Here is a 13,191-nt window from a genome sequence, read left to right as displayed (position 1 = left end):
CCGGACGCGCACGGCCCTAACGAAACTTGGTGATGGGAGCGATACACTGGCGGAATGGCTCGGATGGCGTGTCACACCCCGGCGGGATCAGCCGCTTTCGTGATAATCTTGGCGAATCGACAATTGGGGGTCTGAAATGATGACGCATGCCAAATCGCTCCGCCGCGGGATTTTCGTAGCCGCAATGCTGACAGCCGTCGGAACCATGACGCCGGCCGCGGCCCAGGGCACGATTGCCCAGCGTGAGGCATGCGAAGGCGATGCCTTCAAATTCTGCAGCAATTTCATTCCGATGGTGCACGCCATCGAGAATTGCCTGTATCAGAATATGCGCAACCTGACGCCGGCTTGCCGAGTTCAGATGAAGGGCGGCGCTGCCGCCACGACGACGCGGCGGCGGTAGGCGCGACATCGCGCCGCTACTCGCCGGCTTTTATTGCTTCGCCGGGGTGGTCAGCGGCGGCGGAAAGTGCTACATTCTTTTGCTCACGATGAGAATAAAGGTCGCGTAGCCTTGTTCTCATCGTGGAGTGGAATTGACCGGCACCTTGTGCCGGCTAATTTTGTGCCTAGATATGCTCATACTGAGCATATAGTTCGCTCGATAGTCGATCGAGTTTGGGAGGCCGCCATGCCGCTCCTTGAATTGCAGGGTCCTGCGAAGGGATTACCGCCGGTACCGGCTTCACTGCCGCGCAGCTCGGATGCGGCCGCGCGCAAGTTCGGCGTGCTCCCCATCCCCAAGCTCGAATGGAACGACGAGGTCGCACGCGAGACCGCGCATCTCTACGAGCGCATCAAGACCGTCATTCCGGCGGTCGAATGGCCGGTCTTTGCGCCCTACGTGAAGGCGATCAACGAGCTGAAGCGGCAGCGCAATGCCGTCATTCTCGCGCATAACTACCAGACGCCGGAAATCTATAATTGCGTCGCCGATTATGTCGGCGACTCGCTGCAACTCGCGCGCGAAGCCACCAAGGTGAAAGCGGACGTGATCGTGCAGGGCGGCGTGCATTTCATGGCCGAGACCTCGAAGATCCTGAACCCGGAAAAAACCGTGCTGATCCCGGACATGCGCGCCGGCTGCTCGCTTGCCGAAGCCATCACCGGTGAGGATGTCCGCCTGTTGCGCGCGCGCTATCCGGGCGTACCGGTGGTCGCCTATGTCAACACCTCTGCTGAGGTGAAGGCGGAAGTGGATATCTGCTGCACCTCGTCGAACGCACTGCAGGTGGTCGAAAGCCTCGACGCCGACACCGTCATCTTCCTGCCGGATCAGTATCTGGCGAAGTATGTCGCTTCGCAGACCTCGAAAAAGATCATCGCCTGGAAAGGCGCGTGCGAGGTGCATGAGCGTTTCACCGGCGACGAATTGCGCATGTATCGCGAGACCGATCCCAATCTGCAGATCATTGCGCATCCGGAATGCCCGCCGGATGTCATCGCGGAAGCCGACTTTACCGGCTCGACCGCGCATATGATCGACTGGGTCCGCAACAAGCGTCCCAAGCGCGTGGTCATGGTCACCGAATGCTCGATGGCCGACAATGTGCAGGCGGAATTGCCGGACGTCGAGTTCGTGCGGCCGTGTAATCTGTGCCCGCATATGAAGCGGATCACCCTGCCGAAGATCCTCGAAAGCCTCGTCTATATGAAAGAGGAAGTCGTGATCGATCCGATGATCGCCGAGAAGGCGCGTCGCTCGGTCGAACGCATGATCAACCTGAAGAACTAGAGGGCAACCGCGATGCTCAATCCCATGCGCCGCTTCAGCGTCGCGGCTTCTGCGTCGTCGCTCTATTGCCCCGACGCCTTCATCTCGCCGCTCGAGATCGACGATGCGGTGATGCGCGCGCTCGCCGAGGACTTGGGCCGCGCCGGCGACGTCACCTCGGTCGCGACCGTACCGGAGGACGCGCAGGCGCGCGCCATCGTGGTGGCGCGTGCAGCCGGCCGCATCGCCGGTCTGCCGCTGGTCGAGGCGGTGATGCTGAAGCTGGCTCCGGACGCGCAGATCGTTCCGCATGCCCGCGACGGGGATACCGTCGAGAAAAAGACTGCGCTGATGACCATCACCGGCAACGCGCGCGCCGTGCTCGCAGCCGAGCGCACGGCGCTGAACTTTGCCGGGCATCTGTCCGGCGTCGCTACTGCGACCGCCTCGCTGGTCGACAGGCTCAAGGGCACCAGCACCCGCCTGGTCTGCACCCGCAAGACCACGCCGGGGCTGCGGTCTTTGCAGAAATATGCCGTGCGTTGCGGCGGCGGGTTCAACCACCGCTTCGGTCTCGACGATGCGGTGCTGATCAAGGACAACCATATCGCCGTCGCAGGCGGCATCCGGGCCGCGCTGGAGCGCGCCAAGTCGGTCGTCGGACATCTGGTCAAGATCGAGATCGAGGTCGATACCATCGAGCAATTGCGTGAGGTGCTCGCTACCGGCCTGGCCGACGTGCTGCTGGTCGACAACTTTTCAGTGCCGATGCTGAAGGAAGGAGTGGCGCTTGTCGGCGGACGGATGGTGATCGAAGCCTCGGGCGGCATCACCCATGACAACGCGGCGGAGATCGCGGCGACCGGCGTTGACTATGTGTCATCCGGCGCGATTACGCATTCGGCGCCAAATCTCGATATCGCACTCGATATCGAGGTGTGACGGCGCCAGGAGCGCAACGCGCCAACTCTCCCCGCCTGCGGGGAGAGTTATTCAGCCGCCCGGCAAATCAATCGGCTCGACCGGGTCGAAGATCGAACGCCGCGCCGGTGCTGCCGGCTGCGCTTCGGCGCGCTTGTCGTCGTTCTTCTTTTCCGGAATCGCGGGGGAAGCCGCGCGTTTGATCGAACCGGTAACTTCGAGTTTGTCGCCCCAGACCGGAATATCCTCGCCATCGCCCCAGCGCTTCGGCCGATAGAAGATGTGGATGCCAAGCTTGGTGTGCTTGGTCATCGTACGCACCCACCACGGATTGACATAGGTCGCGTGGTAATGGGTCGCCTTGCCTACTTCCGGCAGCCAGAATTTGCCATCGAGTGCGTCGTCGGCAATGCGGGTCGCCACCTCCCAGGCCTTCTGATCGCGTACGACATCCTTGTGGTTGTCGCAGGCAAAGGTGAACTGGCAGGCCAGCTTGCGATGCGCGTTCTGGTAAACCACGTCACAGACGCTACCCGGGTAATAGCCGGTGAAAACGCGATTGAGCACCACCTGCGCCACCGCCATCTGACCGCGCTCGACCTCACCGCGCGCCTCGAAATAGATCGCATTGGCAAGGCATCTCGCATGTTTGGTGCGAGAGGCCCCGACCAGACTGAGCCGCTCGGCCGGCGTGCGCGGACGCTGGCCCTCGCCAGTAACTTCGCCCTTCGGCGCGATGGTCTCGCCGCCCTTTTCGGTCTCGGGGTCGGCGACAGGATCGAGGGCTGCCCGCTTGATTTCGGTATCGACATGCGGAGGCGCGAGAACCGTCGGACCTTCACCGGGGTCCCAGGCTTCCCATTCGTTGCGTCCGACGCCAAGCTCGCGTGTGCCGAAAAACACGCGGTTCTGCGCGGCGGGCTTGGCGAACTGCGCAAGCTGCTCGGCCGCATGCGCGTTGAAGCGATCCGGAGTCTTCTCCGGCGTGGGCGACGCCACCGCTGCAACCTCCGGGGCACCGGCAGGCTCAGCAACCGCAATCGGCGCGCGCGATGGCTGGGACAGGCTCGCCGCAACCTGAACGTCCGGCTCGGGTGCGACAACCGCAAGGTCTGACGTGGGTGATTCGAATGTGGGCTCTTCGAGGCTGGCTCGCTCGGGCTCGGTTGGTTCAGGCTTGGTATCGCGAGGCTGGGGCGCAGGTGCGAGTTGCGCGACGTCGGGAGCCGGCTCCGCCGCGCGCGGAGGCACGATCGGACCTTTGAGATCGGCACGCTGCGATTCGAGGTCGGCCGTTTCCGCCGAAAGCAGGCGCGCACGCCGGGCTTCGCTCTCGACGTGCTTAAGGTACTGGGCCGCAAGACCCGCGCGACGCAGCGTTTTGTCAGCGACCGGTTCAACCGGGGCTGCAATCACCATCGGCATCCGCGGCGTCGTGCGCAGGACGCGCTTCGCCAATGTTTTCTGGCCGGCGGCAAGACCAGCGCGACGCACCCCCTTGTCAGCAACCGGCTCGACCGGGGCCGCAACCACCACCGGCATCCGCGGCATCGTGCCCAGCACGCGCTTGGCCAGCGTGCCCTGCCCCGCCGCAACTCCACCAATGCGGTGGCTCGGGGCGCGCGCCACGTGCGCAATTTCCACGTCGGAAGGCGCAAGACGGTCACCCTTCGGCGCGGGCTGTGACCTGGCGACGTCCGGCACGGATTGTGACCGATCATCAGCGGATGGCGATTCCGGAAACGGCGGACGGCTCGCCATGTCCTTGGACTTGGATGGCCTGGTCAATTGTGGCTGCGGCGACTGAGGCTGAGTTGGCCCCGGCTTCACGGTCAGCCGGTCGCCTTTCAGGCGGCGCTCGACCACCGGAAAATCATAGGTGGGCGCCGCGACCATGGGATCGATCGGAACATTCAACGGGATCGAACCGGTTGCCTCGAGTGCGCGCGGATCGAGTGCTGCAAGCTGCGTGAAATAAGGGTCGGGAATCGATGCGCCGACCAGACGGGGGAAACTCAGCGAGGCAGCGTGGATCGTTCCGAATGTTGAATTGCGCACATGCGCCCGCCACCGCTCGGTCACGGCGGGCTGACGTGCAATCAACGCAGCGAGGTCCTGATGACCGATCGAGTTCGGCATCGCGGTAACCACGCAAAGGACAAGGCCGAAGGGACGGCGAAATGCGCCCTTCGGCCTCTTACGCGAAGCTTTCATACTGACGCTCACGCAACGCAACCGACGCAACGCAACTGAACTCAACGGAACTCAACGAAGCGGCGTGAATCGCCGCTCACGTAAAATTGTCGGAGTATCGTTGCGATCGGGTTAACCTTGCTGGCGCGTTTACACGTGCGTCGGTATCCGCGTGCTTCACCCGGTATTAACGTAAAGAAATGGTCAACGGCTTTTGCACGCGCCTCAAAAGACAACGGCCCCGCATCGGGGCCGTTGAGATTTCAATTTTGCGGTGAGCGTCACTCAACAAGCGTCGTTGTTACATCTTCGCGCCGGCTTCCTTGAAGTACTTTTCCGCACCAGGGTGCCAGGGAATGGTGGTGTTCGCCTTGGTCTGGGTGTCGAGCACGATCGCCTTTGCCTCACCATGCGCGAGGGCGATGTCGTCGCGCTTTTCGAACAGCGTCTTGACGATGTCATAGACCTGCTTCTCCGGCATCTTCGCATCCGCGACCAGAATGTTCTGCACCACCGAAATCTGGTTGTCCTTGTCCTGTCCCGGATAGGTCTTGGCCGGGATCACACCCTTGCTGTACAGACCCGCGCCATATTTCGCATTCATCTTCTCGACCACGTCGGAGTGATCGATCAGCTTCAGTTTGACGCCAGGCGTCGCGCCAAGATCGGTGACCGCCGCGGTCGGCAGTCCGCCGACCCAGAAATACGCGTCGATCTTGCCGTCCTTCAGCGCATTAGTGGATTCGGCGACGCCAAGCCGCTCACGTTTCATGTCCTTGTCGCGATCGAGCCCTGCCGCCTCGATCACGCGGAACGCCATCACCTCGGTCGCGCTGCCGGGCGATCCGGTGGAAACACGCTTGCCTTTCAGGTCTGACATCTTGTCGATGCCCTTGCCCTCGACCGAGACCACATGCATGCGGTTCGGGTAGAGTATCATCAGGGTACGCAGTTCGATCTTGTTGCCCTTGAACTTGTCCTCGCCCTGCAGCGCGTCGCGAGCGGCATCGACCATGGTGAAGGCCACTTCGCTTTGGCCGGAACCGACGAGTTTCAGATTGTCGACCGAGCCGCCGGTCACGCGCGCGGTCGCATTGATCCCGGGCAGATGTTTCGACAGCACGTTCGCCATGCCGCCACCCATCGGATAATAAACGCCGCCGGTCCCGCCGGTGGCGATGGCGATATTTTGCTGCTGCGCCAGCGCAACCCCGCCGACGGCGGCGCCAAGCGCGATCACGGCAAGTGTAAGACCCAGTCGTTTGGACATGCTTGCATTCCTCCCTTTTGTCTTGCGTTCTGTCATATCTATTGACCGGTGGCCTGGATTTGCGGCTCCGGTTGCAGACGCTGTTTCAACAATACTATGGCAAACAGGACGACGCCAATTGCGGCGGTGTAGCTGATGTCGCGGCCGATCGCCGCCTCCAACAGGCCTTCAAGAAGGCTGGGAAAGATCAGGAACAAGCCCGCCAGGATCAGCAAGATGCGCTCCAGCGCCGTGGTCCGCCGGAACGCCCAGCCCTGGGCAGCGCAGGCCAGCGCGCCAAGGCCAACCGTCGCTTTGGCGGTGATCAACACGACATCAACCCAACTGCCGCCGGCCGGAATTTTCAAGAGAAGCCCCAGCCCCTGCGGATCCATCACGAACACGAACGGTACGAGGAAGGCAGGCAGCGTATACTTCCAGGCCTGCAGCGTCGTCTTGTACGGATCGCCGCCGGTGATCGCCGCCGCCGCAAAAGGTGACAACGCGGTCGGGGGAGAAACCTCCGACAGCACCGCGTAGTAGAAGATGAACATATGCGCGGCCACGTCTGGCACGCCGAGCTTGATCATGGCCGGCGCTGCGATCACGGCGCAGATGATGTAGGAGGCGGTGACCGGCACTGCGAGCCCGATGATCCAGACGATCAGCGCCGTGTAGATCGCGGTCAGCAGCAGATTGCCGCCGGCATAGTCGATTACGATCGATGAGAATTTCAGGCCAAGGCCGGTCAGCGTGACCACGCCAACGATGATGCCGGCGGTGGCGCAGGTGGTGGCGGCGGTGAGTGACTGCAGCGAACCGTCAGCCAAGGCGCGCACGAGCTTCTTCGGCGTCAACGCGGTCTCGCGCGTGATGTAGCTCATCAGCGCGGTCATGCCGATGGCGTAGAGGACGGAGGTCGTCGGCGAATAGCCCCAGACCATGAAGATGACGATGGAGACCAGCGAGACGAAATGAAAGCCGTAGCGCCGCGTCAGTTCCCAGAGCGAATATTCGGGAATGAAAGGCTCGCCGCGGACGCCGTAGCGCTTGCCGTCGAGTTCGACCATGAAGAACAGCGACAGGTAATAAAGGATGGTCGGAATTGTCGCCATCCAGATCACGTCGAGATAACTGATCTTTAGGAACTCGGCGATCAGGAAGGCCGCGGCTCCGAGGACCGGCGGCGATATGATGGCGCCCAATCCGCCCGCCGCCAGCAGGCCACCGGCGGCATTCTTCTCGAAGCCGGCTCGCTTCATCATCGGATAGGCGACAGCACCGATCGTCACCGTGGTCGCCACGCCCGAACCCGACGGCCCGCCCAGCAGGAATGACGACAGCACGACCGTGCGTCCGGCCGCATTGGTCGAGCGCCCCATTAGCGTCATTGAGAAGTCGATGAAGAACTTGCCGGCGCCGGATTGCTGCAGGAAGGCGCCGAAGATCGTGAACAGCACGATCAGGGTGGCGGAAACATCGACCGGGATACCGAAAATGCCTTCCAGCGTGATGAACAGATGCCCGACCAGCGCGTCCAGCCCGTAGCCGCGGTGGTTCCATGGCGCAGGCAGCCACGGCCCTGCCCATGCGTAAGCGATGAACAGCAAAGCGATGACCGGTACGATGGGACCGATGGTGCGCCGGGTCGCCTCGATCAGAAGAACGATGAAGATAACGCCAAGGATGACGTCGAGGTGATTGGGCGTGGTGGCCCGGTCGGTGAACTCCTCGCCGCCGGCGATTGCATAGACGAGAATGCCGACACAGGTCAGCCCCGCGATCGCATCCCACCAGCGGATGCGGTCGCGAAATCGAGCGGCGGCCGGAAAAACCAGAAATGCCAGCAGCAGCACGAACGCGACGTGGGTATAGCGAAGTTCCTGCGTCGGAACGATTTCATAGGCGGCGTAGAGATGGAATAGCGACATCGCGACCGCGATGACCGTGACGGTGACCCCGGCCCAGCCGAACAGCCGATTGGCGGCGCCCTCTTCCTGCTCGATGAATTCCTCGGCCTTGCGCAGCCGCTCGGATTCGCTGACGTCCTGGCCGAAATCCGGCTCCGGTTCCCCCGCCATCCGCCCCCCGTAGCTTTTTTATCGGTCCGTCCGCGCTCGACCCGTGCGCGGACAGCCTCCCTCGGTTGAGGCTAGCACGCAAAGCCGGCGCTGGAATACCCGTCGGCGGACAAAACAAGCTTCAGTTAACCATGCGGAAAGCGCCAGCCTTTATGAGTCATGCCGACATTTGTCGAATGGGGTCGGGAATGCTGGACACCATGCTCGGACCAATCGCACCTGCGCTTGGCGTCCCCCTTGCGATTGGCTTGATCGTCATGCTCGGCGTGCTGATGATCGTCGGGCTCAAACTGCGGCGGCAAAACAGGCGGCTGACACTCGCCCTCAGCAATACGCCTCAGGGCCTTTGCATGTGGGATCCGGCCGCGCGCCTGCTCGTCTGCAACGATCGCTATGTCGGCATGTACGGTATGTCGCCGCAGGTCGTGCGACCGGGCCGCACCCTTCGCGACATCCTGAAACACCGGGCCGATATCGGTTTGTTCAACGGCGATGCTGATAAATACATCGCGGATATTCTGAAGCGCGTCGCCGAGGGTCAGGCCACCACGCAGACATTCACCACCCATACCGGCCGGGTGATCTCGATTTCCGAGCAGCCGATGCCGGACGGAAGCTGGGTCGCAACGCATCAGGATGTCACCGAGCAGCATTCAATCGAGAAAGAGCGCGCAACCCATGCCGCGGAGGAGAAGCGGCGCGCGATGATCGAAGGCGCCATCTCCACCTTCCGTCAAAGTATGGAAAGCGTGCTGCGCAGCGTCAACGAAAGCGCGGAGGCGATGAAGCTGACCGCGAGCTCGCTGTTCGCGGCATCGGGCCAGACCTCGCAGCGTGCCGAAAGCGCGGTGCAGGCGTCCAATGAAGCCTCGACCAATGTCGCAACGGCCGCGACGGCTGCCGACGAGATGGCGTCATCGATCGGCGAGATCAGCCGCCAGTTGGTCCAGACCACAAATGCAGTGCGTATTGCCGTTCATGAGGCACAGGCGACGAATGAGGGGATCAAGGGGCTCGCCGACGCAGCGCAGAAGATCGGCGACGTGGTCGAACTGATCCGCACCATCGCCGGCCAAACCAACCTGCTCGCGCTGAATGCAACGATTGAAGCCGCGCGCGCGGGCGAGTCCGGCCGCGGATTCGCAGTGGTGGCGTCCGAGGTCAAGTCGCTTGCGGTGCAAACCGCGAAAGCGACGGAAGAAATCTCCAGTCAGATCATGTCGGTTCAGGCATCCACCGGCAATGCGGTCGACGCGATCGCGCGAATCACCCAGCGCATGCAGGGCATCGAACAATATACGTCAGCGGTGGCAGCGGCCGTCGAACAGCAGAATGCGGTGACCGGCGAGATTTCCCACAACGTCTCGAGCGCGGCGAACGGCACCCAGGACATCGTCGTGGTGCTCGATCAGGTCGCGCGCGCGGCGACCGATACACGCGCGACCGCCGAAACGGTGCTGCGCAATTGCAGCCAGGTCGAGCGCGCGGTCGCCAACATGCGTGACGAAGTCGACAATTTCCTGAAAAAAGTAGCAGTTTGAAATGGCATCTCCCGACCGCAAGTCCGATCGTCCGGCACTCAAGTCCACGGAAGTCTACCGTCCCCGTCTCGGCACCCAGCGCGAGCCGCTGTCGCGAACCACCATGTCGGAAATGCGCGCCTGGCGGGAGGCGTCAGCGCAGACCGCCAACGCCGATCCCGAGCGGCCCCGCCAGACGGCCTAAGCCTGGCTCGCCACTTCCTTGCCGAGCGCCGCCTGCGCCGCGGCAAGCCGCGCGATCGGCGTGCGGAACGGCGAGCAGGATACGTAGTCGAGATTGACCTCGTGGCAGAACGCCACCGAGGCGGGGTCGCCGCCATGCTCGCCGCAAATCCCGACCTTGAGATCGGGGCGTACCCGCCGCCCGCGCTCGACGCCGATGCGCACGAGTTCGCCGACGCCGTCGCGGTCGATCGACACGAACGGATCGACGGCGAGGATCCCCCGCGCGGTGTAGGTCGCAAGGAAGCTCGCCGCATCGTCGCGGCTGATGCCGAAGCAGGTCTGGGTCAGGTCGTTGGTGCCAAACGAGAAGAACTCCGCCCCGCCCTCACCTTCTGCGATCTTGTCCGCCATCAGCGAGGCGCGCGGCAGTTCGATCATGGTGCCAACCTGATAGTCGAGCGTCACGCCCTTTTCCTTCGCCACCGCCTCCGCCATCGCATCGATACGCGCCTTGACGATGTCGAATTCAACGCGCGTGGCAATCAGCGGCACCATCACTTCTGGCACCACCGGCTTGCCGGTCTTCTTGCCCGCCTCGGCCGCGGCTTCGAAGATGGCGCGCGCCTGCATTTCGGCGATCTCCGGATACGCGATCGCGATACGGCAGCCACGGAAGCCGAGCATCGGATTGAATTCGGCAAGCTCCGCCGCGCGATGCTTGATCTTCTGCGGCTCGGTGCCGAGCGCCTTTGCGACGTCGGCAATCTCGGCGTCGCCATGCGGCAGGAACTCGTGCAGCGGCGGATCGAGCAGCCGGATGGTGACCGGCAGGCCCTGCATGATCTCGAACAATTCGGCGAAGTCGCTGCGCTGCATCGGCAGGATCTTCGCCAATGCCGCGCGACGGGCTTTTTCGTTATCGGCGAGGATCATCTCGCGCACCGCGAGAATGCGGTCGGCCTCGAAGAACATATGTTCGGTGCGGCAAAGCCCGATCCCCTCAGCGCCGAACTTCAGCGCAGTGCGGGCATCGGCCGGCGTATCGGCATTGGCCCGCACGCCAAGCTTGCGCACCTTGTCGGCCCAGGACATCAGCGTCCCGAACTCGCCCGACAATTCCGGCTCGATCATGCGCACCTGGCCGAGCAGCACCTGGCCCGTGGAGCCGTCGATGGTGACGATGTCGCCGCGCTTCAGGGTGTTGCCGGCAACCGTCAAGGTTCCAGCATTGTAGTCGATGCGAACCGAGCCCGCGCCCGAGACGCAAGGCTTGCCCATGCCGCGCGCCACCACAGCCGCATGCGAGGTCATGCCGCCGCGGGTGGTGAGAATGCCCTGCGCGGCATGCATCCCATGAATGTCTTCCGGACTGGTTTCGACACGGACCAGGATGACCTTGCGGCCCTTCTCCTTAAGCGCCTCGGCATCCTCGGACGTGAACACGATCTCGCCCGACGCAGCGCCCGGTGAGGCGGGGAGTCCGGTGGCGACGATCTTGCGCTCGGCCTTCGGATCGATGGTCGGATGCAGGAGCTGATCGAGCGAGCCCGGATCGATCCGCATCACGGCTTCTTCCTGGGTGATCAGGCCTTCGCTCGCCAGTTCGACCGCGATCCTCAGCGCGGCCTTGGCGGTGCGCTTGCCGGACCGTGTCTGCAGCATCCACAGCTTGCCCTGCTCGATGGTGAATTCGAGGTCCTGCATGTCGCGGTAGTGCTTTTCAAGCGCGCCATAGATGCGGGTCAGTTCCGCAAACGCCTCCGGCATCGTGCTTTCGAGCGAGGGCTTGTCCGAGCCGGCTTCCTTGCGCGCGGCCTCGGTGATCTCCTGCGGCGTACGGATGCCGGCGACCACGTCTTCGCCCTGGGCGTTGATCAGGAATTCGCCATACAGCGTCTTGTCACCGGTCGAGGGGTTGCGGGTGAAGGCAACGCCGGTCGCAGAGTCGTCGCCCATATTGCCGAACACCATGGCCTGCACATTGACCGCGGTGCCCCAGCCTTCCGGAATATTGTGCAGACGCCGATAGGTCTTGGCGCGGGCATTCATCCAGGAACCGAACACGGCGCCGATCGCCCCCCAGAGCTGCTCTTTCGGGTCCTGCGGAAATGGCTTGCCGGCCTCTTCGTCGACCTTTTGCTTGTAGAGTCCGACGAGCTTTTTCCAGTCTTCTGCGGTCAGTTCGGTGTCAAGACTGTAGGCGTTGGCATCCTTGTGCTCGGCCAGGATGTCCTCGAACAGGTGATGCTCGATGCCGAGCACCACATTCGAATACATGGTGATGAAGCGGCGATAGGAATCGTAGGCGAAACGCGGGTCGCCGGATCGCTTGGCAAGCGCCTCCACGGTCTCGTCATTGAGGCCGAGATTGAGCACGGTATCCATCATGCCGGGCATGGACGCGCGTGCACCCGAGCGAACCGAGACAAGCAGCGGGTTGGTCCTGTCGCCGAAGCCCTTGCCGGTGATCCGGCCGATCTGCGCGAGCGCCGCGTCGACCTCGGCGGCGAGTTCATTCGGATAGCTCTCGCCATTGGCGTAGTAGTACGTGCAGACCTCGGTCGTGATGGTGAAACCGGGGGGCACCGGCAGACCCAGATTGGCCATCTCGGCGAGGTTCGCACCCTTGCCGCCGAGCAGGTTTTTCATCTCCGCCTTGCCTTCGGCCTTGCCACCGCCGAAGCCGTAAACCCATTTCGCCATCTCGACGTCCTAAACAAAAGCCCGAAAACCGGCCCGTGCGGGCCGGCCTGGGCGGGATCTTGGCCGGTTCTTGGCCGGTTTCCGCGTCCGATTCAACCGCGACAAAGGGCTGCCGCGGGACGTGGTCGGGGCGACCGAAAAACCCCTACTTGAACAGGCCGAGCCCAAGCAGGCCGATCGCGATCAGGTAGATCGCCACGATGAAGTTCAACAGCCGCGGCATGATCAGGATCAGAACGCCGGCAATCAGGGCGATGATCGGCTGAAGGTGCCCGATAGTGATCGTCATGTCAGTCTCCGTTGGGTGGCGGAACAAGTCGGATCGTCGAGACCGGTTCCAAAAGATGGCAGTGGGTTACGCAGACGCTTGCCTTGACTCGTCGTGGGTGGCGCGGTCCGCTCCGCGCTTCGCTTCGGCCTGAATCAGGGGAGACATCATGCCGAATCTCAACGCGCCCTCACGGGTGGTGTTTCTTATATCGCTGGCGCTGGCGATTCTCGCCCTGCTCGGCGCCCTGGTCATCATTCCGGTCATCACCCAGTACGCATTCTGGCTGGCGATCCTGGCCTATGTAGTGCTCGCGCTCGGCACCATTATGAAGGGAATGTAGCGCGAGTCGCGTC

Annotated in this window: 11 protein-coding genes; 6 read left to right on the top strand and 5 right to left on the bottom strand. The window is 62.9% G+C overall.

Annotated elements, in window-relative coordinates; translation table 11 throughout:
- Nucleotides 1–136: 136 nt before the first annotated feature.
- The 3 genes from AC5I5I_RS20320 (at nucleotide 137) to nadC (ending at nucleotide 2,656) form a co-directional block, all read left to right on the top strand.
- On the top strand, nucleotides 137–403 hold the full coding sequence (locus tag AC5I5I_RS20320) for a hypothetical protein (protein WP_495976021.1): 267 nt from the start codon (nucleotides 137–139) through the stop codon (nucleotides 401–403).
- A 228-nt stretch (nucleotides 404–631) separates the two neighbouring features.
- A complete protein-coding gene (nadA, locus tag AC5I5I_RS20315) occupies nucleotides 632–1,735 on the top strand; it encodes a quinolinate synthase NadA (RefSeq protein WP_495758307.1) in 1,104 nt (367 codons plus the stop codon).
- Nucleotides 1,736–1,747: 12 nt separating this feature from the next.
- Nucleotides 1,748–2,656: a carboxylating nicotinate-nucleotide diphosphorylase gene (gene nadC, locus AC5I5I_RS20310; RefSeq protein ID WP_495758306.1), complete on the top strand. Its 909-nt coding sequence runs from the start codon at nucleotides 1,748–1,750 to the stop codon at nucleotides 2,654–2,656.
- A 51-nt stretch (nucleotides 2,657–2,707) separates the two neighbouring features.
- Here nadC and AC5I5I_RS20305 read toward each other — a convergent pair whose 3' ends face one another.
- From AC5I5I_RS20305 to AC5I5I_RS20295, 3 genes are all read right to left on the bottom strand, one after another.
- Nucleotides 2,708–4,849 carry a cell wall hydrolase gene (locus AC5I5I_RS20305; protein WP_495976018.1) on the bottom strand — a complete coding sequence of 714 codons (2,142 nt, stop codon included), beginning with the start codon at nucleotides 4,847–4,849 and terminating at the stop codon, nucleotides 2,708–2,710.
- Between the two features lie 280 nt (nucleotides 4,850–5,129).
- A complete protein-coding gene (locus AC5I5I_RS20300; protein ID WP_495976016.1) occupies nucleotides 5,130–6,098 on the bottom strand; it encodes a TAXI family TRAP transporter solute-binding subunit in 969 nt (322 codons plus the stop codon).
- 38 nt (nucleotides 6,099–6,136) lie between these two features.
- Nucleotides 6,137–8,158 carry a TRAP transporter permease gene (locus AC5I5I_RS20295; protein WP_495976014.1) on the bottom strand — a complete coding sequence of 674 codons (2,022 nt, stop codon included), beginning with the start codon at nucleotides 8,156–8,158 and terminating at the stop codon, nucleotides 6,137–6,139.
- 188 nt (nucleotides 8,159–8,346) lie between these two features.
- On the opposite strand from AC5I5I_RS20295, the gene AC5I5I_RS20290 reads away from it, so the two are divergent.
- Nucleotides 8,347–9,699, top strand: coding sequence for a PAS-domain containing protein (locus AC5I5I_RS20290; RefSeq protein WP_495976012.1), 1,353 nt, complete (start codon nucleotides 8,347–8,349; stop codon nucleotides 9,697–9,699).
- A 1-nt stretch (nucleotide 9,700) separates the two neighbouring features.
- Complete coding sequence (locus AC5I5I_RS20285; RefSeq protein WP_495976010.1) at nucleotides 9,701–9,883, top strand: hypothetical protein; 183 nt, start codon at nucleotides 9,701–9,703, stop codon at nucleotides 9,881–9,883.
- Here the strand turns inward: AC5I5I_RS20285 and ppdK are convergent.
- Both ppdK and AC5I5I_RS20275 read right to left on the bottom strand, forming a co-directional pair.
- On the bottom strand, nucleotides 9,880–12,567 hold the full coding sequence (ppdK, locus tag AC5I5I_RS20280) for a pyruvate, phosphate dikinase (protein ID WP_495976008.1): 2,688 nt from the start codon (nucleotides 12,565–12,567) through the stop codon (nucleotides 9,880–9,882). The genes AC5I5I_RS20285 and ppdK overlap by 4 nt on opposite strands.
- 145 nt (nucleotides 12,568–12,712) lie before the next feature.
- On the bottom strand, nucleotides 12,713–12,856 hold the full coding sequence (locus AC5I5I_RS20275) for a DUF3096 domain-containing protein (RefSeq protein WP_495976006.1): 144 nt from the start codon (nucleotides 12,854–12,856) through the stop codon (nucleotides 12,713–12,715).
- A 148-nt stretch (nucleotides 12,857–13,004) separates the two neighbouring features.
- Between AC5I5I_RS20275 and AC5I5I_RS20270 the strand changes: the two genes are divergently transcribed.
- Nucleotides 13,005–13,178 carry a hypothetical protein gene (locus AC5I5I_RS20270; protein ID WP_495976004.1) on the top strand — a complete coding sequence of 58 codons (174 nt, stop codon included), beginning with the start codon at nucleotides 13,005–13,007 and terminating at the stop codon, nucleotides 13,176–13,178.
- Nucleotides 13,179–13,191 lie beyond the last annotated feature (13 nt).

It is taken from the genome of Pseudorhodoplanes sp. (assembly GCF_059499825.1).
This window is presented reverse-complemented; position numbering and strand designations above follow the sequence as displayed.

What these genes read in the sequence shown, in the direction of transcription:
- AC5I5I_RS20320 (WP_495976021.1), top strand. Translation starts at nt 137, where the DNA reads ATGATGACGCATGCCAAATCGCTCCGCCGCGGGATTTTCGTAGCCGCA.
- nadA (WP_495758307.1), top strand. Translation starts at nt 632, where the DNA reads ATGCCGCTCCTTGAATTGCAGGGTCCTGCGAAGGGATTACCGCCGGTA.
- nadC (WP_495758306.1), top strand. Translation starts at nt 1,748, where the DNA reads ATGCTCAATCCCATGCGCCGCTTCAGCGTCGCGGCTTCTGCGTCGTCG.
- AC5I5I_RS20305 (WP_495976018.1), bottom strand. Translation starts at nt 4,849, where the DNA reads ATGAAAGCTTCGCGTAAGAGGCCGAAGGGCGCATTTCGCCGTCCCTTC.
- AC5I5I_RS20300 (WP_495976016.1), bottom strand. Translation starts at nt 6,098, where the DNA reads ATGTCCAAACGACTGGGTCTTACACTTGCCGTGATCGCGCTTGGCGCC.
- AC5I5I_RS20295 (WP_495976014.1), bottom strand. Translation starts at nt 8,158, where the DNA reads ATGGCGGGGGAACCGGAGCCGGATTTCGGCCAGGACGTCAGCGAATCC.
- AC5I5I_RS20290 (WP_495976012.1), top strand. Translation starts at nt 8,347, where the DNA reads ATGCTGGACACCATGCTCGGACCAATCGCACCTGCGCTTGGCGTCCCC.
- AC5I5I_RS20285 (WP_495976010.1), top strand. Translation starts at nt 9,701, where the DNA reads ATGGCATCTCCCGACCGCAAGTCCGATCGTCCGGCACTCAAGTCCACG.
- ppdK (WP_495976008.1), bottom strand. Translation starts at nt 12,567, where the DNA reads ATGGCGAAATGGGTTTACGGCTTCGGCGGTGGCAAGGCCGAAGGCAAG.
- AC5I5I_RS20275 (WP_495976006.1), bottom strand. Translation starts at nt 12,856, where the DNA reads ATGACGATCACTATCGGGCACCTTCAGCCGATCATCGCCCTGATTGCC.
- AC5I5I_RS20270 (WP_495976004.1), top strand. Translation starts at nt 13,005, where the DNA reads ATGCCGAATCTCAACGCGCCCTCACGGGTGGTGTTTCTTATATCGCTG.